Consider the following 18,035-nt stretch of genomic DNA (forward strand, 5'->3'; position numbering starts at 1 on the left):
CGGGTCGGCACCACACTCACGCCGGGTCGGCGGGAGGGTGGGTCAGCCGAGCTCGGTGACCTCGTCGGCCCACTTCCCCAGCAGCTGGGGAGAGAGGCGCTGGCGCAGCTTGCCGAGCTCCTCGCTGACCGCGGCCAGCACCTCGACCATGCCGATCGACCCGTCGCGGGCGGCGGCGAGGTGGGCGGCGGTCAGGGCCGCGTTGCGGATCGAGCCACCGGAGAGCTCGAAGCCGTTCGCGACGTGGTCGAGGTCGAGGTCGCCGATCGGGGCGCCGGCGAGGCTGCGCGTCCAGATCCGCGCACGGTCCTCCGGCCCCGGCATCGGGAACGAGATGGTCGCGTGGATCCGGCGCAGGAACGCGTCGTCGATGTTGCCCTGGAAGTTCGAGGTGAGGACGACGAAGCCGTCGTACGTCTCGAGGCGCTGGAGGAGGTAGGACACCTCCATGTTGGCGTAGCGGTCGCGCGAGTCGGAGACCTCGGAGCGGCTGCCGAACAACGAGTCCGCCTCGTCGAAGAGCAGCAGGTAGTCGCCGGAGTGGGCCGCGGAGAAGATCTCCTCGAGGTTCTTCTCCGTCTCGCCGATGTACTTGCTCACCAGCGCCGAGAGGTCGACGCGGAACAGGTCGACGCCGAGCTCGTGGGCGATCACCTCCGCGCTGGTGGTCTTGCCGGTGCCCGAGGAGCCCGAGAAAAGCGCGACGATGCCGGGGGAGGGGTAGAGCGGCAGGCCCCAGCCGGAGTGCACGACGTCGCGGTTGCGGTAGCGGTCGACGAGGGAGCGCAGCCGGCGCTCCTGGGCCGGCGGCAGCACCAGGTCGTCCCAGGTCGCGCGCGCCTCGACCCGGCGCGCGTGCCGCAGCAGCGAGCCGGACGCGAGCCGGCGCAGGGCCTGGATCGGGTCGGGTACGTCGAGAACCCGCATGGCGTCGACCTGGTCGGCCGTCGGGCGCCGGGCGGTCGGGGGTGCGTCGCCGTACGCCCGGGTCCACTCGTCCTCGGTCACCGGCGACGCTGCGGCTCGCACTTCGGTCCAGGACTGATGGCTGAGCGACTCCAGCGCCAGCGGGTCGGCCGAGCAGAGGGCGATCGGCAGGTGTGCCGCCCGCTCCAGCCACCGGCGGCCGGTGGTGCCGAGCGGCGCCGGGCGCTCCGGGTCGGGGGCGGGCACGTCCAGCACCAGCCCGACGCCGGCCGTGGTCGCCTGGGAGACGACGGCGACCCAGGCCCGGTCGGTCGCGGGCAGCGCGGTGACCAGGAAGCCGAGGCCGGCGGTCGCTGCTGCTGCCGCCTGGGTACGGCGGACCCGGTCGGCGCCGACGACCAGCACCCGCATCGAGCCGTCGGGGTCGTCGGACATGATCGCGTCCGCCGCTGGGGGCAGGTCCGGGTCGAGGGACAGGTCGCCGAGCAGCGCCCAGGCGGTACGCCGCGTCAGCTGCACCCGGGCGCCCCCGAGTGAGCCGGTCGGCTCGAGCTCGATCAGCGCCGCCGAGCGGAGCTGACCGTCGTCGGCCAGCGCGGCGGCGCCGGCGTCGCCGAGCATGCGCCGTACGGCGCTGAGGGTGAGCGGCTGCCGCAGCAGCGCCGCGGCCTGGTCGTCCAGCTCAGCGGTCGCCACGATGGCGAGGACGGCGGCGGAGGTGTCGGTCAGGCCGGCGTACCGGGTGATCCGGGCGAACGGGGAGGTGCCGTCCAGGTCGACGACCAGCGCGGCGTGCGCCTTCTCGATCGCCTCCTCGAAGGCGGAGGCGACCGCCTCCGGTGACGCGGACGGGGAGCCGGGACGACCGGTCAGCGAGCCGATCTCGGCCGGCGAGAGGAGGCCGGCTCCTGGGGCGGGGTCGAGGGCGGCGACGAGGGCGGACCGCTCGACGACCAGGCGCCCGTAGCGCTCCCAGCCCTCCATCTCAGCGCTTGCCGCCCCTGCCTCGTCCGGCGACGGCGCGCTTGCCGACGACCAGGTTGACCGCCTGGGTCATCAGCAGGGCAGCCGCCTTGTCCACCGCCGCGCCCACCATGGGCGCCTTCAGGGCCGCCGTCATCGACGACTTGCCGGGACCGTTGACGAAGTTGACGAACATCTGCACCGCGGCGCGCACCTCGTCGGGGGACATCTCGTGGTCCTGGAAGCCGCCGACCAGGGCGGACTCCAGACTGTGGTTCCAGCTGCTGGAGAGGTTGTCGCTCAGCGCCTTGCGGACCGCGTCGTCCTTGCAGTCGGCGAGCTTGGCGGTCAACGTCTCGGTGGTGATCTTGTTCGCCGTCCCGAGGTTCGCGAACTGGAGGTTCTGCAGCTGGGTCCGCAGCTTCGGACGACCCGTGATCTCGGCGCCGCCGACCTTCTCCCGCCGGGCGGTGCTGCCGTCCCACTTGTCGACCAGCTGCCCGGCCTGGTCGGCTGCCCGGATCGCGTCCTGCACCTTGAGGAACCGGGTCACGGTGGCGGCGATCTCCGCGGGGCTCAGCAGCCCGGTCAGCGCGGCCTTGATCGACTCGGGTGAGATCTGCAGCAGCCGCTCGGCGAACGGACGGTCGATGGACTCGGGCATCCCGCGGTAGTTGTGGGCCCCGAGCTGGGCGCCGTCCTCGTGGGTGGTCCCGGTGAAGTCGGCGCCGAACGCCATGTCCAGGTCGATGCCGGTGACGCCGGTGACGGCGCCCGTCTGCTGGTCGGTCTCGATGAAGTAGTTGCCGGAGTGCCGGTCGAGCTGACCGGCGATGACGTCGAGGATCTGCAGCTTGTTGATGGAGCGCTGGAGCACCTCGTCGTCCAGGTTCACCGCCCCCGGCCCCATCGCCTTGGTGTGCTCGGTGCCGAACCCGTAGGTGAGCTTCGAGGCGGCCGTGCCCTTCGCCTTCTCCAGCACGGTGCCCATCTTGGCCTTGCCCTGAGGGTCGGTGTGGACGGCGAACTCGGCGCGGGCCGTCACGTCGGCGCCGAGTAGCTGGTCGAGGCGGTAGAGCGCCACGGACCGGGCGCCGTAGTTGGGGTCGGCGCGCTGGATGCCGCTGTCGATCTCGTGCAGCTGGGCGAGGCCGTTGTACCCGTGGTCCTCCTTGAAGAAGCCCGAGAACGCGACGTCGTCGCCGCCGTGAGCGCTGCCCTCCACGGTGTAGTTGAGCTCCTGGACGGTGTTGACCCCGCCGCGGTCCTGCTCGCCCGAGGAGGTCAGCTTGCCGTCGGAGAGTCCCAGGCTGGCCGTCCAGGCTGCGGAGTCGGAGGACGTGAGCAGGTTGATCTCGTTGCCGATCCGGGGGGCCAGCATGGCGACCGCCTGGCGCCGGCCGGCCTTCGTCCGGTTGTCGGTGTCGTAGGCCGACGAGCTCTTCTGCTTGGCGTTCTGCTTGTCGTCGTCGTTGCTCGAGCGCCACTCCGCGATGTGCGCCTGGACCTTGGTGAGGATCTTCAGCAGGCCCTGCTTGGCCTGCATGAGCGTGGCTGCGCCGGGATTCTTCCCGGAGTTGAGCAGTACCGCCTCGGACGCCTCGTACGCCTTCACCCCGGCGACGATCTTGTCCCAGTTGGTCAGCTTCCCGACGAGCTTGCGAACGCCGCCGCTAGTGGTGCCGCCGCCCTGCGACTCCAAGGCCTGAGCGGTACCGCGCAGCTTGCGTCGTACGCCGCCGTCTTGGCGCGTGTGTGCGATCTCGTGGGCGAGCACGCGCTTGCCCTCGGTCGTGCCGGGGGAGAACTCGCCCTTGTCGAAGAAGATGTCGCGCCCGGTCGTGAAGGCCCGTGCCGACATCTGCCGGCTCAGCCCGGCGGCCCGCTCGTCGGTGTGGATGCGGACGTCGGCGAGGCTGTGGCCGAAGCCCGCCTCCATCTCGCGGCGGATGCCGGCCGGCAGGACCGATCCGCCGCCGCGAGCGCCCTCGATGGCCGCCGACGAGCTCGAGTCGAGGTCGCCTCCGGCCGCGCCGACCACCTGCCCCGCTCCGGGAGTACGACGGACGCCGCGGTCCGCCTCGTGCTCGGCGCACTCGTGCTCGGCGCCCTCGGACTCCGCCTCGTGGCCCGCCAGACGGGCGAGGACCCGGTCGGCGACCCGGTCGGCGTCCAGCTCCTCGCGGTCGTCGACCGCCCCGACCCGCAGACCACCGGAGGCCGGCTGCTCGTACTCGGAGCTCTCGTGCTCGGAGGTCTCGTGCTCGAGGGAGGAGTCCTCGACGAGCCGGCGGAGGGGATCCCCCAGAAGCGGTCGCGCGTACTGGGTCCGGGGCATGGGGATCCCTCCTTCTCCCGAGACTGTCGGAACGCTAGCGAAAGGTCGCAGGCTCGGGGTGGGCTTTTCGCGGACTTTTACCCGGCGCGGGCGCGGCGCCGTTTTCGGCCCTGGGGGCTCGGGCACAGTTCCTGGCATGCATCTCGGGCGTCACCTGTTCCTGTCCCTCCTCGCCCTGGCGGTCGCCGGCGGCGTCCTCGCGCCCGCCGGCCCCGCGTCCGCGGCGACACCCACGACGCTGGCCGTGTCGGCCGCCGCCCGGCCCGCCGACGCGGACGCCGTCGTGCAGCTCGACCTCCGGACCTCCGCGGGCGCTCCGGTGCCGGGCGCGACGCTGGCCGTGGAGCGCCAGGTCCGGGGCGCGTGGCAGCCGGTCGGGACGCTGGTCACCGACGCCGCTGGCCACGCCCAGGTGTCCGCCCGGGTCAGCCGGGTGGCCGCCGACAACCTGTTCCGGGCGTCGTACGCGGGCGACCCGACGTACGACCCCGCGACGGGGAGCGGCGCGATCCCGATCACCCGGCGCCCGACCCGGCTGCTGCTGGACGCTCCGCGGCGGGTCGTCGACGGGCGGGCCGTCGCGGTCCGGACCCGGTGGCGCACCACCGACGGGAAGCCCGTGGTCGGGGGCCGGATCACGCTGCTGCGCAAGGCCCCGGGCCAGCGGCGGTGGCGGCGCGCGGCGACCCTGACGGCCGACGCGCAGGGCCGCGCGAAGCTCCGGGTCCGGCCGCGCGCGGACTCCGTGTGGATCGCGAAGGGCGCGACCAACGACTGGGTGCGCGGCGACACCAGTCCCCGGCGTCGCATCGACAACCGCCCGCCGGGCCGCCGGGTCTCCCTGCCGAAGGGCGCTCCCCGACCCCGGGTGAGCCTGCCGCGCCAGCAGCGCGCCGCCGGCCGCGGCCCGAACGTGTCGATCTCCCCGCTCTCCGACGCCGTGTGGAGCTCGATGACCGGCCGCTCCTGGCACGCCGGCTGCCCGGTGGGGCGCGCGGGGCTGCGCCTGGTGCGCGTCAACTACTGGGGGTACGACGGCTACCGCTACCGCGGTGAGGTGGTCGCCGCGACCGACGCCGCCGACAACATGGCCGGCGCCCTGGCGGAGATGTACCGGCGCAAGCTGCCGATCCGCGCGATGTACCGCGTCGACCGCTTCGGCTGGTCCGGCCGGCTCGGCGGCGCCGACGACTACCGCTCGATGGCGGCCGGCAACACCTCCGCGTTCAACTGCCGCTCGGTCGTCGGCCGGCCCGGGGTGCGCTCGCCGCACTCCTATGGCCGCTCGCTCGACGTCAACCCGTGGGAGAACCCGTACCACTCCCGCCAGGGCGTCGTCCCCAACCGCTGGTGGGTCGGTCACGCGCACCCGCTGGTGGCCTGGCGGTCGCGTTCGCACGCCGTCGTCCAGGTGATGGCCCGGCACGGGCTGCGCTGGACCTACGGCACCCGCGACGCCCATCACTTCGACGTGGTCGGATCCGCCCGTCGGGCCGTCAGCCCCGAGCTCAGCCCGCGGCTGCTGCATCCGCAGTGCGAGGGTTTCGTCTGCGACTAGGTGGGGATCTTAGAGCGGGCGGGGAGCGACCCCGCCCGCTCCTCGGAAGGTCTCCATGCCACGTACGCCCGGCCGGCTCCCAGCCGCCCTCCTCGCCATCGTCACCACCCTGCTCGTCGCCGCCGGCCTGCTGGTCGCCTCACCCGCGAGTGCCGACACCCCCGGCTGGGTGACCGGGCGCGTCGTCGACGAGGCCGGCCAGCCGGTGGCCGGTGCCTCCGTGTCGTTCCGCGAGTCGGAGATGGCGGGAGGCTACGGCGTCACCACCGACGCCGACGGCCGCTTCGACAGCCGGGACAGCCCGTATCTCGACCTGGTCCCGGGGGACTACATCGTCAGCGCCTCGCTGTGGGGCATCGATCTCGACGACCCCGTCTACTACAACCAGGACACCGTGGTCTCGGTCACGGCCGGCGCGGGCACCACCCACAACGTGACCCTCGTCGAGCGGCCCTCGGTCGTGGTCACGGTCCTGGACGCCGCTGGCGACCCGCTGGTCCGCGCCCCCATCGGGCTGCAGGTCCGGAGGCCCGACTTCATGAACGGGTGGTGGGGACCACCCCAGTTCGGCCCGAACGAGACCGATGAGACCGGCCGCTACCGCATCACCGACTCGTTCAGCGAGGTGAAGGTGTCCGCCGGTCTGCCCGATGGGCACGGCGGCCCCGAGGTCGAGGAGTGGTACGACGGCACGTACGCCGTCGCCGAGGCCACGACGTTCACCTTCCCCGCGGGCGTCGCCAAGCGCCGCGACGTGACCATCCGGCTCGGTGCCGCTCCGACCGCCGTCCAGACCGCCACCCCCACCGTCACCGGCGTGGCCCGCGTCGGCCGCCGCCTCACGGCCGCGCCGGGCGCCTGGGGACCGACCGGTGTCGCGCTGTCGTACCAGTGGCTCGACCGCGGCTTCGAGATCGAGGGCGCGACCGGTCCGACGCTCACCGTCCCCGCGTCCGTCGAGGGCGGACGTCTCTCGGTGCGGATCACCGGCAAGGTCCCGGGGCAGCCCGCGATCGAGCGCACGAGCACCGAGACGGCCGTGGTGCTTCCCTCGGACGGATCCACGGACCCCGAGCCGGAGCCGGAGCCCGAGCCCGAGCCCGAGCCCGAGCCGGAGCCCGAGCCGGACCCGGAGGTCGTCGCCGGCACCCCGCAGATCTCCGGTACGCCGCGCGCGGGCCGGGTCCTGACCGCGGTGCCGGGCGCCTGGGGACCCACCGGCGTGGTGCTGGGCTACACCTGGACCGCGGGTGGCGTCCGCGTCGGGACGGGCCGCACCCTGGCCGTCACCAACGCCCTCGCCGGCCGGCCGGTCACGCTCACCGTGCGCGGTGACCTCGGCGGCGCGAGCGCGGTGCGCTCCTCGGCCCCGACCGCGGCCGTCCGCGGCGTGTTGAGCACCGCCAAGCCGCGGGTCGCCGGGAAGGCCAAGGTCGGACGCACGCTCCGCGCCCGCGCCGGGTCCTGGGGCCCGGGCAAGGTGAAGCTGCGGCTGACCTGGTTCCGCAACGGCACCAAGGTGAAGACCGGCACGTCGTACCGCCTCACCCGCAAGGACGCCGGCAAGCGCATCAGCGTCCGGGTGACCGGCACCCGCCAGCACTTCGACACGGTCACGGTGCGCAGCGCCAAGACCGCGCGGGTGCGTCGCTAGCCTGACCGGATGGCCTGCGTCTTCTGCTCCATCGTGGCGGGGGAGACCGATGCCGACCTGGTCTGGGAGGACGACGACCTCGTCGCCTTCCTGGACCAGCGGCCGGTCTTCAAGGGTCACGTCCTGCTCGTCCCGCGCGAGCACGTGGTCACCCTGCCCGACCTGCCCGCCGGGCTGCGCGACGGCTTCCTGGCCGTCGCGCAGCGGCTGGCGACCGCGGTCGTCGAGGGTCTCGGCGCGCAGGGCAGCTTCGTGGCGATGAACAACGTCGTCAGCCAGTCCGTGCCCCATCTGCACCTGCACGTCGTCCCCCGCACCAAGGGCGACGGGCTGCGCGGCTTCTTCTGGCCGCGGACGTCGTACGCCGACCTCGCCGAGCGGGGGGAGTACGCCGCCCGGCTCCGTGGAGTCCTCCGCAGCTGATCCCGTCCTCTAGAGTGGCGGGCGCTGCCGGCCAGCCACCATCCTCAGGAGGAGCTCACATGGGTCGATTCGACGGACGCGTCGCGGTCATCACGGGTGCCGCGCGCGGCATCGGCTTCGGCACCGCCACCCGGTTCTCCGAGGAGGGCGCGGCGGTCGCGATCATCGATCTCGACGAGAGCGCCGCGGCCGAGGCCGCGGCGAAGCTCCCGGGGAAGGCCGTCGGCATCGGTGCCGACGTCAGCAACGCGGAGTCGGTCGACGCTGCGGTCGCGCGGGTCGTCGAGGAGCTCGGCGGGATCCACATCCTCGTCAACAACGCCGGGATCACCCGCGACAACCTGCTGTTCAAGATGACCGAGACCGACTGGGACCTGGTCATGGGCGTCCACCTCAAGGGTGCGTTCCTGATGACCAAGGCGGCCCAGAAGCACTTCGTCGAGCAGCGCTACGGCAAGATCCTCAACCTCTCCAGCATCTCCGCGCTGGGCAACCGGGGCCAGGCCAACTACTCCGCGGCCAAGATGGGCATCCAGGGCTTCACCCGGACCCTCGGCATCGAGCTCGGCCCGTTCGGCATCAACGCCAACGCGATCGCGCCCGGCTTCATCGCCACCGAGATGACCGACGCCACCGCGGCCCGGCTGAAGATGGACGTCGAGGAGTTCCGCAAGCTCAACGCGGACGCGAACCCGGTCAAGCGGGTCGGCTTCCCCGAGGACATCGCGGCCGCGGCCGCCTTCCTGTGCAGCGACGAGGCGTCGTACATCACCGGCCAGACGCTGTACGTCGACGGCGGCTCCTCGCTCGGCTGAGGCGCGCCTCCCCCCACGCGGCCCGGTCGCGCCGCACACTCGAAATCGACCACACCCCCGACACCCACCTCGCTACGAACGGAGCGTCCCGTGCGCCGTGCCCGCCTGCTCGCCTCGACCCTGGTCGCCGCCAGCCTCGTCCTCTCCGCCTGCGGCGGCGACGACAAGAAGTCCGACGAGGACGGTCCCGAGGCCCAGGAGATCGCGAGCGGCTCGGTGCTGGACTCCACCTGGCCGCTCACCGGCCTGCCGGTCGAGGGTGACGACAGCGCCGCCCAGGACCACCCGGTGATCGTGGCGAAGATCGACAACACCGCCTCCAGCTCCCCGCAGCAGGGCCTCGGCAGCGCCGACCTGGTCGTGGAGGAGCTGGTCGAGGGCGGCGTGACCCGGCTCGCGGTGATGTTCTTCTCGAAGATCCCGGGCGAGGTCGGCCCGGTCCGCTCGATGCGCGCCAGCGACATCGGCATCGTCAAGCCCGCCGGCGCCACGGTGGTCACCAGCGGCGCGGCCGGGGTGACGATCGACCGGATCAACAAGGCCGGCATCAAGTTCATCCAGGAGGGCGGCCCCGGGTTCTTCCGCAACAGCTCGCGCAGCGCGCCGTACAACCTGTTCGCGGACCTGAAGAAGACCGTCAAGTCGACCGAGCGCGACGAGGCGGCCCGTCCCGACGACTACCTGCCGTGGGGCGACGCGGCCGACCTGCCGCAGGGCCAGCCCGCGACGACGCTGGCCGCGTCCTTCGGCAGCCACACCACCAACTGGTCGTACGACGCCCAGAAGAAGAAGTACGTCAACGAGAACACGTTCGCCGCGAAGGGCGACGAGTTCCCGGCCGACAGCGTCCTCGTGCTGCGCGTGAAGGTCGGCGACGCCGGCTACACCGATCCCGCTGGCAACCCGGTGCCCGAGTCCAAGTTCGAGGGGCGCGGCCAGGCCATGCTCTTCCACGACGGCCGGCTGATCCGCGGTACCTGGACCAAGAAGGGCCTGGGTGACTCGCTCACGCTGGCGACCAAGGCCGGCGAGCTGGTCGTGCCGGCCGGGCGCACCTGGGTCGAGCTGGTCCCGGTCGACGCCGCCAACGGCTCGGTGACCGTCGGCAAGTAGCCGACAGGATCCTCAGGCCTCGTCCTCGGGGCCGGCCGTCGGCAGGTCGACGCCCGCGTCGGCGAGCGCCTGGAAGCCCTGCAGGATGAACGCGATCGCGATCTCGACGCGCTGGGCCGCCTCGATGGGGTCCTCGGCGCTGGCGACCGACTCGCCGGCCGAGGACATCGCGCCGAGGAAGATCCGCGAGAAGGTCTGCAGCATGTCCTCCTCCAGCTCCCAGGTGCCGGCGGAGATGACCGAGCGCACGATCTCCAGGACATTGGCGAACGTCGAGCGCTCCTCCTGCTCGCGGTAGCGCTCGTAACCGAGCACGGCCGGCCCTTCCTGGATGACGACCCGGCGGTAGCGCGGCTGCTGGACGACGGCGAGGAAGGCGCGCAGACCCGCCAGGGCCTTCTCCCAGGGGTCCTCGTGGCTGCCCAGGGCCTCCTGGATGGCCTTCGACGCATCGGTCTCGACCCGGTCGAAGACCGCCTCGAAGAGCGCCTGCTTGCCGCTGAAGTGGTGGTAGAGCGCGCCCTTGGTGACCCGCGCCCCCGCGACGATCGCGTCGAGTGAGGTGGCGGCGTACCCGTGCTCGGTGAACAGCTCCTCGGCGACGTCGACGAGCGCCTTCTTGGTGGAGGCGGAGTACTGCTGACGGCGGCTGGCGCCCGGCTCGCCCGAGGCTGCCGGCTCGGGCTGGGCGGTCGACTTCGGCATCCCGACAGCATAGAACCGACCGTCGGTACGGCGTGGTGGCCGTCACTCCTCCGATCACTTGCATACCGAAAGTATGTGAGCGTACTCTGAGTACGTACTCACAGTATGTGAGCCACCTTCGAGGAGCTGACCATGACCCTGAAGACCCTTCCGGCCCGCAGCGAGACCCTGCGCGCCGTCATCGCCGAGGCCGACCGACGCCTCGACGGCCACCTGCCCATGGACGTCGAGGGCGTCGCCGAGAACTTCGGTGACGAGCTGACCCTCCTCGGCGCCTTCCTGCTCCGCTGGCACGCCCGGCTCTCCGGCCGGATCGAGCGCGAGATCCTGCTCGACGAGTCCGCGGACCTCGAGTCCGCCGTCGTGACGGCCTGGCGTGCCGCCGCCGCGGACCTGCCCGGCGTCCGGGCCGTCCTCGACCGCTACCGCGAGCTCCCCCTGGAGCCGGCGCTGGCCGCCGCGGTCGCGCGGGGGACGATCAACGAGCACGCGATGCTCGCGGTCACTGCCGGGCTCGCCGCGCCGCACGACGCCTCGGCGGCCCGGATCGGTGCCCGGCTCGAGGCCCAGGCGCGGGCGACGTACGCCGTGCCGCCGCGGGAGCGCACCCGTCGACGGGCGTCGTTCCTGGGCCGCCTCCGCTCCGCCCTCGCCGTCTGATCGCGGCCCGTCGTCCTCGTGCCGCTCGCCAGGGCGGTGCGAGGATGGGGCCATGACCGAGCCGGCGGTGGGGATGCTCCTGGTGGCGACCCCTGCGCTGCTGGACCCCAACTTCGCCGACACGGTCGTGCTGATCCTCGACGCCGATGCCGACGGCGCCCTCGGCGTCGTGCTCAACCGGCCCTCGCCGGTGCCCGTGTCCGAGGTGCTGACCCCGTGGGACGACGTGGTCAGCGAGCCCGAGGTCCTCTTCTTCGGCGGTCCGGTCAGCACCGAGGGTGCGCTCGCCGTCGCCCTGCTCCGTGACGACGACGCGCCGGTGGGCTTCCGGGAGATCGTCGGGCGCCTCGGCCTGCTCGACCTCGACACCCCGCCGGAGCTCGTCGACGGCACGGTCGACCAGCTCCGCATCTTCGCCGGGTACGCCGGCTGGGGCGCGGGCCAGCTCGAGGGGGAGATCGAGGAGGGCGCCTGGTACGTCGTCCCCGCGCTGGTGCCGGACGTCTTCCGCCGCGACCCCGCCGAGCTGTGGCGCGACGTCCTGCGGCGCCAGCCCGGCGACCTCGCGATGCACTCCACCCGCCCGAGTGATCCCGGCCTCAACTGACGCTGGTTGAGGTGCGAAGGACGAAGTCCTGAGCCTCGAAACCCGGTGAGTCGTACGTCGGCCTCGATCGAGGCCGACTCGCGGCAAGACGGGTTTCGAGGCTCGGGCCTGGCGGCCCTGGCGCCTCAACCGGCGTCGGATGGAGGTTCGGAGGCATGGTCGATCTGCCGTACCCTGACCCCGTGAGCACCATCGGATTCGGAACCGGCACGGCCGTCGACGAGCGAGTCCGGGAGGACCGTCGTACCGTCCCCACGGACGACGGCGACCACGAGCGGTTCTCGCACTACGTCGACAAGGACAAGCTCACCGAGGCGATGGTCATGGGGACCCCCGTGGTCGCGCTGTGCGGCAAGGTGTGGGTGCCCAGCCGCGCGCCCGAGAAGTACCCGGTCTGCCCGGAGTGCAAGGAAGTCTGGGAGTCCATGAACGACGACAACGGCTCGGGTCCCGCGGAGTGACCGGGCGTCACGAGGACGCCGCCGACCCCCAGCCCACCGCGCTCACCCCGGCCTGGCCGGAGCGCGCGGCGTGGGGCACGGCCGGCTCGCTGCGTGCCTGGCAGGCCGCGGCGATGAAGAAGTACTTCGACGAGCACCCGCGCGACTTCCTCGCGGTGGCGACGCCGGGCGCGGGCAAGACCACGTTCGCCCTGTCGGTGGCCGCCGAGCTGCTCGGCCGGCGGATCGTCGACCGGCTGATCGTGGTGGCGCCCACCGAGCACCTCAAGACCCAGTGGGCCGAGGCGGCCGCGCGCGCGGGCATCCCGATCGACCCCACCTTCTCCGCGGGCCAGGGCAAGACCTCGGCCGACTTCGTCGGCGTCGCCGTGACGTACGCCGGTGTCGCGGTCAACCCGCTCGCCATGCGCATCCGCACCGAGCGGTTCAAGACGCTGGTCATCCTCGACGAGGTGCACCACGCCGGCGACGCGCTGTCGTGGGGCGAGGGCGTGCGCGAGGCGTTCGAGCCGGCTGCCCGCCGGCTCTGCCTGACCGGCACGCCGTTCCGTTCCGACATCAACCCGATCCCGTTCGTCACCTACGTGCCCGGCCCCGACGGCATCCCGCGCTCGGACGCGGACTACTCCTACGGGTACGCCGACGCGCTCGCCGACCACGTCGTCCGCCCGGTGCTGTTCATGGCCTACTCGGGCGACATGAGCTGGCGCACCCGTGCCGGGGACGAGATCTCGGCCCGGCTCGGCGAGCCGCTGACCAAGGACCTGACCAACCAGGCGCTGCGTACCGCGCTCGACCCGAAGGGGTCCTGGATCCCCTCGGTGCTGGCCGCCGCCGACAGCCGGCTCACCGAGGTACGGCGCCACGTCCCGGACGCGGGCGGCCTGGTGATCGCCACCGACCAGGAGTCCGCCCGCGCGTACGCCGGCACGCTGAAGCAGATCACCGGCGAGTCGCCCACCATCGTGCTGTCCGACGAGAAGCTGGCCTCGAAGCGGATCGCCGAGTTCAGCGGGAACGACAAGCGCTGGATGGTCGCGGTGCGGATGGTGTCCGAGGGCGTCGACGTACCCCGCCTCGCGGTGGGGGTCTACGCGACGACCACCTCGACCCCGCTGTTCTTCGCCCAGGCCGTCGGCCGCTTCGTGCGGTCGCGCTCGCGCGGCGAGACGGCCTCGGTGTTCCTGCCGAGCGTGCCGAACCTGCTCGGCTTCGCCTCCGAGATGGAGGTGCAGCGCGACCACGTGCTCGGCAAGAAGGTGCGCGACGAGGACGACATCTTCGCGGCCGAGGACCGGCTGCTGGAGCAGGCCAACCAGGGCGAGTCGGCCTCCGACGAGCTCAACGCCTCCTTCGAGGCGCTCGAGTCGGAGGCGCGCTTCGACCGGGTGCTCTTCGACGGCGGCGAGTTCGGCCACGCGGGGGAGGTGCACGTCGGCTCGGAGGAGGAGATGGACTTCCTCGGCATCCCCGGCCTGCTGGAGCCCGACCAGATGCGCGAGCTGCTGCAGCAGCGTCAGCACGACCGGGCGCGCAAGCAGCAGTCCGCCATGTCCGCGCGGGCCAAGGAGGCCAAGGCGGTCGTCGACGAGGTCGCCGAGGTCGCGACCCACGAGCAGCTGGCCGTGCTGCGCCGCGAGCTCAACGGGCTGGTCGCCGCGTGGTACCACCGCACCGGCACCCCGCACGGCATGACCCATGCCCGGCTGCGCAAGGAGTGCGGCGGTCCGGCCGCGGCGGTCGCCAACGCGCAGCAGCTCGCCACCCGGATCGACCGCGTGCGGGAGTGGGCGATCAAGAAGACCTCCTGACGCGTCGGTCGTGAGGAGTTGTCTTGGTCCTCGGGAAGACCTGATTTCCGGCTGCGGCGATACCGACGGTATGTCAGAATCGGGCCATGGCCGCCGAGACCTCACAGACTCTCGACCGCGGACTTCGGGTGCTCACCGTGCTCGCCGGGTCGCCCGGCGGCCTGACCGTCACCGAGCTCGCCGGCCGCCTCGAGGTCAACCGCACGGTGGTCTACCGCCTGGTCAGCACGCTCGAGCAGCACGCCCTGGTCCGCAAGGACCTCCGCGGCCGCCTGCACGTCGGCCTCGGCGTCCTGCACCTCGCCTCGGCCGTCCAGCCGGCGCTGCGCGACGTCGCCGTCCCGGTGCTGCGCCGACTCGCCGAGGAGGTCGGCTGCACCGCCCACCTCACGGTCGCCGAGGGCGAGGAGGCGCTCGCGCTGGCCGTCGTCGAGCCGTCCTGGACCGACTTCCACGTCAGCTACCGCGTCGGCGCACGGCACCCGCTCGTGCAGGGCGCGGCCGGCAAGGCGATCCTCGCCGGCCGCGACGGCGCCATCGGCGGCTCCCGCGAGAGCGGGTTCGTCGTCACCAGCGGTGAGCTCCAGCCCGGCGCCCGCGGCATCGCCGCCCCCGTGCGCGGCATGGACGGCTTCGAGGCGAGCGTCGGCGTCGTCACGCTCGGCGACCTCGACCCGGACGCCGTCGGCGCCCGGATCCTCACCGCCGCCGCGGACCTGTCGGATCAGCTCGCGTCCGCCTGACCCGGCCGGCCCGCCTGGCGGGCCAGCGGCAGCACCCGGTAGCCCACCTGGGTGGCCAGCGCGATCACGGTCGAGGACCGCACGATCGCCACGTCGGAGAGCACCTGGTCGATGACCCGCTGCAGGTCGGTGTTGCTGCGGGCCACCACGCGGACCCACAGGTCGCCCGCGCCGGTGATCGTGTGCGCCTCCAGCACCTCGGGGATCCGGGCCAGGTGGGCGCCGACCGCCTCGTGCCCGCCCCCACCCGCGGTGTCCTGGCGGATCTCCAGGGTCAGGAACGCCGTCACCGGGTAGCCCAGCGCCTCGGGCGAGAGGTCGGGTCCCCAGCCGGTGACCACGCCGGTCGCCGCGAGCCGGTCCAGCCGCGCCTGCACGGTGCCGCGTGCGACGCCGAGCCGGCGGGACGCCTCGAGGACGCCGACCCGGGGCTCGCTCGCGAACAGCTCGATCAGGCGAGCATCCAGATCGTCCACCTCACGCCCTCCGGTCGCGTCTGCTGCTGGACAGGTTGACCAGCGGTTCGTCGTACTGTTGCACAGGCTGTGTGGCGCGAGCCACGCTGCGCGCATGACGCTGACCCCCGAGGAGCTCCAGGCCGACCTCACGCTCGAGCAGCTGCGCCAGCTGGTCGGGCTCGTCGAGTACGACGCGGCGAACGACGTCTTCCCGGTGACCGGGTGGGACGCGATCGTCTTCGTCGTCGGCAACGCCACCCAGGCCGCGCACTACTACCAGGCCGCGTGGGGCATGGAGCTGGTCGCGTACGCCGGCCCGGAGACCGGGCAGCGCGACCACAAGTCGTTCGTGCTGCGCTCGGGCTCGATCACCTTCGTGCTGAACGGCGCCGTGGACCCCGACAGCCCGCTGGCCGACCACCACCGCCGGCACGGCGACGGGGTCGTCGACATCGCGCTCGAGGTGCCCGACGTGGACCGCTGCATCGCGCAGGCCCGCCGCGCCGGTGCGACCGTCACCCGCGAGCCGGAGGACGTCACCGACGAGCACGGGACCGTCCGGATCGCCGCGATCGCGACGTACGGCGAGACCGTGCACACCCTCGTCGACCGGAGCCGGTACGACGGCCCGTACCTGCCCGGCTACGTCGCCCGGACCAGCACGCTGGAGCGCCGCGCGGGCCAGCCGACGCGGATCTTTCAGGCGCTCGACCACATCGTCGGCAACGTCGAGCTCGGCCGGATGGACGAGTGGGTGCGGTTCTACAACCGGGTGATGGGCTTCGTGAACATGGCGGAGTTCATCGGCGACGACATCGCGACCGACTACTCCGCGCTGATGAGCAAGGTCGTCGCGAACGGCAACCACCGGGTGAAGTTCCCGCTCAACGAGCCGGCGATCGCCAAGAAGCGCTCGCAGATCGACGAGTACCTCGAGTTCTACCGCGGCGCCGGCGCCCAGCACCTCGCCGTCGCCACGGGCGACATCCTGGCGTCCGTCGACGCGCTGCGCGCCAACGGCGTGGAGTTCCTGACGACGCCGGACTCCTACTACGAGGACCCCGAGCTGCGCGCCCGGATCGGCGAGGTCCGGGTCCCGATCGAGGAGCTGCAGCGGCGCGGCATCCTGGTCGACCGCGACGAGGACGGCTACCTGCTGCAGATCTTCACCAAGCCGCTCGGCGACCGGCCGACGGTGTTCTTCGAGCTGATCGAGCGGCACGGGTCGCTCGGCTTCGGCAAGGGCAACTTCAAGGCCCTCTTCGAGGCGATCGAGCGCGAGCAGGAGCGTCGCGGAAACCTGTGAGCCCGTCGTGCCCCTGAGCGCGCGCCCGGCCGCGCGCTCGGGGGCACGACCCGCTCAGGCCAGGAAGCGGGCGTCCACCGTCGCGGACACCGCGATGTCCTCCGGCGTGAACGACAGTCCGCCCGGCTCCTCGGCCTGACCCGCCCGGGAGTACGCCGCCGCGGTGATCCCGCCCTGGGCGCTGCTGTGGTCGCCGAGCATCCCGGGGTCCGCGAGGGCGACGCAGCGCACCGGGCCGAGGCCGAGCGCGTCGGCGTACACCTGGGCCTTGCGGCGGGCCTCCTCGACTGCACGGGCGCGCACTCCCTCGACGACGTTGCGCTTCGTCTGCTCGGTGAGCGCCCACTCGATGCCGGACACGCTGACGCCGGGGTGGCCGGCCGCGGCCTCGACCCAGCGCGCCAGGTCCTCGAAGTCGCGGAACTTGGCGCGGGTCTTGGTCTGCGCGTGGTGCACGAGCGGCCGCTGCTCGCCCTTGTCGTGGAACGGCCGGGTCGACCAGACCCGGAGCCGGTCGGTGGCGTGCCAGGTCACCGGCCCGGCCTCGGGGTGGTGCCGGTCGGCGATGCCGGCCACCAGCGCGGCCGTCCCGGACGTGGTGCGCGTGACGACCTGGCCGCGGTCGGCTCCCTCGAAGCCGACCGCGACCGTGACGGTGGCGCGCTCCGCGGGGTGGAACGCGTCGTAGCTGCCCTGGACGGTGATCACGGTCTCCGACATGGGCACAGTCTGCCCGCTCAGCCGAGCTCCACGGTCGAGCCCGGCGGCAGTGCCTGCACCAGGCGCAGCCGGGCCAGGGCCGGGTGCTCGTCGAGCAGCTTCGCGCCGTTGGCGAGGGACCGCAGCGCGGCGGTCTCCGCGCGGGCGGCCTCCAGCTGCGCGAGGCCGCGGGTGCGGGCGGCGACCAGGTCGGCGTACGCCGCACGCAGCTCCCCGGGCAGCAGCACGTCCTTGATGACGACCGAGCGGACCCCGATGCCGACCTCGGCACCGGCGGCCCGGGCCGCCTCGGTGAGCTGCTCGGCCAGCCCGGTCCGGGCCAGGTGCACGGCGTCCTCGGCCGGGGTGCCGACGAGGGCGTCGCGGAGGGCGACCTGCACGGCCAGGTAGACCACGGCCGAGGCGTCCACGGTCGCCTCCTCGAACGCCCGGGGGTCGTCGACGCCCCAGCGGACGGCCGCGCTCACCCGGACGCTCACGCCGTCGGAGGTCGGGACCTCCTGCGGGGCGACGGTCTCGATGCGGTCCGCGACCAGCACGAGCTCGTACTCGGCACGCCGGCGGGGCCGGTGCCGGCCAGGCCCGAGGACCCGGGTGAGGGCGCCGTCGACGTACTCCAGCAGGCGGAACTGGGAGCGGACGGTGGTGGTGCTGCGGAACAGGGACATGGCGTCCTCCTCTCGGGAGACGGGTGCTGCGGTGGGTTGGTCGGGACGGGTCGACGGACGGGCGGGGGCGCGGGACCAGGCGGGGTGACGGACGTCGTGCTGACC

17 protein-coding genes are annotated in these 18,035 nt (G+C 72.9%); 11 read left to right on the top strand and 6 right to left on the bottom strand.

Annotated elements, in window-relative coordinates; genetic code table 11:
- Positions 1-42 precede the first annotated feature (42 nt).
- Both VMF51_RS21725 and VMF51_RS21730 read right to left on the bottom strand, forming a co-directional pair.
- Complete coding sequence (locus VMF51_RS21725; protein WP_325476565.1) at positions 43-1,911, bottom strand: ATP-binding protein; 1,869 nt, start codon at positions 1,909-1,911, stop codon at positions 43-45.
- Position 1,912: 1 nt separating this feature from the next.
- Complete coding sequence (locus VMF51_RS21730) at positions 1,913-4,228, bottom strand: DUF4157 domain-containing protein (RefSeq protein WP_325476566.1); 2,316 nt, start codon at positions 4,226-4,228, stop codon at positions 1,913-1,915.
- 136 nt (positions 4,229-4,364) lie between these two features.
- On the opposite strand from VMF51_RS21730, the gene VMF51_RS21735 reads away from it, so the two are divergent.
- The 5 genes from VMF51_RS21735 (at position 4,365) to VMF51_RS21755 (ending at position 9,791) form a co-directional block, all read left to right on the top strand.
- Positions 4,365-5,786, top strand: a complete 1,422-nt coding sequence (locus VMF51_RS21735; RefSeq protein ID WP_325476567.1) for a M15 family metallopeptidase — start codon at positions 4,365-4,367, stop codon at positions 5,784-5,786.
- A gap of 55 nt (positions 5,787-5,841) precedes the next feature.
- Positions 5,842-7,440 carry a carboxypeptidase regulatory-like domain-containing protein gene (locus VMF51_RS21740; protein ID WP_325476568.1) on the top strand — a complete coding sequence of 533 codons (1,599 nt, stop codon included), beginning with the start codon at positions 5,842-5,844 and terminating at the stop codon, positions 7,438-7,440.
- 9 nt (positions 7,441-7,449) lie between these two features.
- Positions 7,450-7,863, top strand: a complete 414-nt coding sequence (locus VMF51_RS21745; RefSeq protein WP_325476569.1) for an HIT family protein — start codon at positions 7,450-7,452, stop codon at positions 7,861-7,863.
- Positions 7,864-7,922: 59 nt separating this feature from the next.
- Positions 7,923-8,678, top strand: a complete 756-nt coding sequence (locus VMF51_RS21750; protein ID WP_325476570.1) for a glucose 1-dehydrogenase — start codon at positions 7,923-7,925, stop codon at positions 8,676-8,678.
- 90 nt (positions 8,679-8,768) lie between these two features.
- On the top strand, positions 8,769-9,791 hold the full coding sequence (locus VMF51_RS21755; RefSeq protein ID WP_325476571.1) for a DUF3048 domain-containing protein: 1,023 nt from the start codon (positions 8,769-8,771) through the stop codon (positions 9,789-9,791).
- A 12-nt stretch (positions 9,792-9,803) separates the two neighbouring features.
- Here VMF51_RS21755 and VMF51_RS21760 read toward each other — a convergent pair whose 3' ends face one another.
- Positions 9,804-10,496, bottom strand: coding sequence for a TetR/AcrR family transcriptional regulator (locus tag VMF51_RS21760; RefSeq protein WP_325476572.1), 693 nt, complete (start codon positions 10,494-10,496; stop codon positions 9,804-9,806).
- A 132-nt stretch (positions 10,497-10,628) separates the two neighbouring features.
- Between VMF51_RS21760 and VMF51_RS21765 the strand changes: the two genes are divergently transcribed.
- The 5 genes from VMF51_RS21765 to VMF51_RS21785 all read left to right on the top strand — a co-directional run bounded on the left by VMF51_RS21765 (position 10,629) and on the right by VMF51_RS21785 (position 14,778).
- Entirely contained in the window at positions 10,629-11,156 is a 528-nt protein-coding gene (locus tag VMF51_RS21765) for a hypothetical protein (RefSeq protein ID WP_325476573.1), read from the top strand.
- Between the two features lie 52 nt (positions 11,157-11,208).
- The gene (locus VMF51_RS21770; RefSeq protein WP_325476574.1) at positions 11,209-11,763 is read left to right on the top strand and encodes a YqgE/AlgH family protein; all 555 of its coding nucleotides are present in this window, start codon (positions 11,209-11,211) and stop codon (positions 11,761-11,763) included.
- A gap of 155 nt (positions 11,764-11,918) precedes the next feature.
- A complete protein-coding gene (locus VMF51_RS21775) occupies positions 11,919-12,224 on the top strand; it encodes a DUF3039 domain-containing protein (RefSeq protein ID WP_414689494.1) in 306 nt (101 codons plus the stop codon).
- A gap of 113 nt (positions 12,225-12,337) precedes the next feature.
- Positions 12,338-14,035 carry a DEAD/DEAH box helicase gene (locus VMF51_RS21780; protein ID WP_414689496.1) on the top strand — a complete coding sequence of 566 codons (1,698 nt, stop codon included), beginning with the start codon at positions 12,338-12,340 and terminating at the stop codon, positions 14,033-14,035.
- A gap of 86 nt (positions 14,036-14,121) precedes the next feature.
- The gene (locus tag VMF51_RS21785; protein WP_325476577.1) at positions 14,122-14,778 is read left to right on the top strand and encodes an IclR family transcriptional regulator; all 657 of its coding nucleotides are present in this window, start codon (positions 14,122-14,124) and stop codon (positions 14,776-14,778) included.
- Here VMF51_RS21785 and VMF51_RS21790 read toward each other — a convergent pair.
- Positions 14,760-15,254 (bottom strand): Lrp/AsnC family transcriptional regulator, encoded by a 495-nt coding sequence (locus VMF51_RS21790; protein WP_325476578.1) that lies wholly within the window; start codon positions 15,252-15,254, stop codon positions 14,760-14,762. The two genes, VMF51_RS21785 and VMF51_RS21790, sit on opposite strands and share 19 nt — an antisense overlap.
- Before the next feature lie 94 nt (positions 15,255-15,348).
- Here VMF51_RS21790 and hppD point away from each other — a divergent pair, with 94 nt between their 5' ends.
- A complete protein-coding gene (gene hppD / locus VMF51_RS21795; protein WP_325476579.1) occupies positions 15,349-16,542 on the top strand; it encodes a 4-hydroxyphenylpyruvate dioxygenase in 1,194 nt (397 codons plus the stop codon).
- A gap of 54 nt (positions 16,543-16,596) precedes the next feature.
- Here hppD and VMF51_RS21800 read toward each other — a convergent pair whose 3' ends face one another.
- Entirely contained in the window at positions 16,597-17,262 is a 666-nt protein-coding gene (locus VMF51_RS21800; RefSeq protein ID WP_325476580.1) for an SIMPL domain-containing protein, read from the bottom strand.
- 17 nt (positions 17,263-17,279) lie between these two features.
- The gene (locus VMF51_RS21805) at positions 17,280-17,930 is read right to left on the bottom strand and encodes an SPFH domain-containing protein (protein WP_325476581.1); all 651 of its coding nucleotides are present in this window, start codon (positions 17,928-17,930) and stop codon (positions 17,280-17,282) included.
- Positions 17,931-18,035: the final 105 nt, after the last annotated feature.

The organism is Nocardioides sp. (assembly GCF_035503875.1).
Taxonomy (GTDB): domain Bacteria; phylum Actinomycetota; class Actinomycetes; order Propionibacteriales; family Nocardioidaceae; genus Nocardioides.

What these genes read in the sequence shown, in the direction of transcription:
- VMF51_RS21760 (WP_325476572.1), bottom strand. Translation starts at nt 10,496, where the DNA reads ATGCCGAAGTCGACCGCCCAGCCCGAGCCGGCAGCCTCGGGCGAGCCG.
- VMF51_RS21740 (WP_325476568.1), top strand. Translation starts at nt 5,842, where the DNA reads ATGCCACGTACGCCCGGCCGGCTCCCAGCCGCCCTCCTCGCCATCGTC.
- VMF51_RS21770 (WP_325476574.1), top strand. Translation starts at nt 11,209, where the DNA reads ATGACCGAGCCGGCGGTGGGGATGCTCCTGGTGGCGACCCCTGCGCTG.
- VMF51_RS21805 (WP_325476581.1), bottom strand. Translation starts at nt 17,930, where the DNA reads ATGTCCCTGTTCCGCAGCACCACCACCGTCCGCTCCCAGTTCCGCCTG.
- VMF51_RS21750 (WP_325476570.1), top strand. Translation starts at nt 7,923, where the DNA reads ATGGGTCGATTCGACGGACGCGTCGCGGTCATCACGGGTGCCGCGCGC.
- VMF51_RS21775 (WP_414689494.1), top strand. Translation starts at nt 11,919, where the DNA reads ATGGTCGATCTGCCGTACCCTGACCCCGTGAGCACCATCGGATTCGGA.
- VMF51_RS21780 (WP_414689496.1), top strand. Translation starts at nt 12,338, where the DNA reads ATGAAGAAGTACTTCGACGAGCACCCGCGCGACTTCCTCGCGGTGGCG.
- VMF51_RS21765 (WP_325476573.1), top strand. Translation starts at nt 10,629, where the DNA reads ATGACCCTGAAGACCCTTCCGGCCCGCAGCGAGACCCTGCGCGCCGTC.
- hppD (WP_325476579.1), top strand. Translation starts at nt 15,349, where the DNA reads ATGACGCTGACCCCCGAGGAGCTCCAGGCCGACCTCACGCTCGAGCAG.
- VMF51_RS21725 (WP_325476565.1), bottom strand. Translation starts at nt 1,911, where the DNA reads ATGGAGGGCTGGGAGCGCTACGGGCGCCTGGTCGTCGAGCGGTCCGCC.
- VMF51_RS21800 (WP_325476580.1), bottom strand. Translation starts at nt 17,262, where the DNA reads ATGTCGGAGACCGTGATCACCGTCCAGGGCAGCTACGACGCGTTCCAC.
- VMF51_RS21735 (WP_325476567.1), top strand. Translation starts at nt 4,365, where the DNA reads ATGCATCTCGGGCGTCACCTGTTCCTGTCCCTCCTCGCCCTGGCGGTC.
- VMF51_RS21730 (WP_325476566.1), bottom strand. Translation starts at nt 4,228, where the DNA reads ATGCCCCGGACCCAGTACGCGCGACCGCTTCTGGGGGATCCCCTCCGC.
- VMF51_RS21785 (WP_325476577.1), top strand. Translation starts at nt 14,122, where the DNA reads ATGGCCGCCGAGACCTCACAGACTCTCGACCGCGGACTTCGGGTGCTC.
- VMF51_RS21745 (WP_325476569.1), top strand. Translation starts at nt 7,450, where the DNA reads ATGGCCTGCGTCTTCTGCTCCATCGTGGCGGGGGAGACCGATGCCGAC.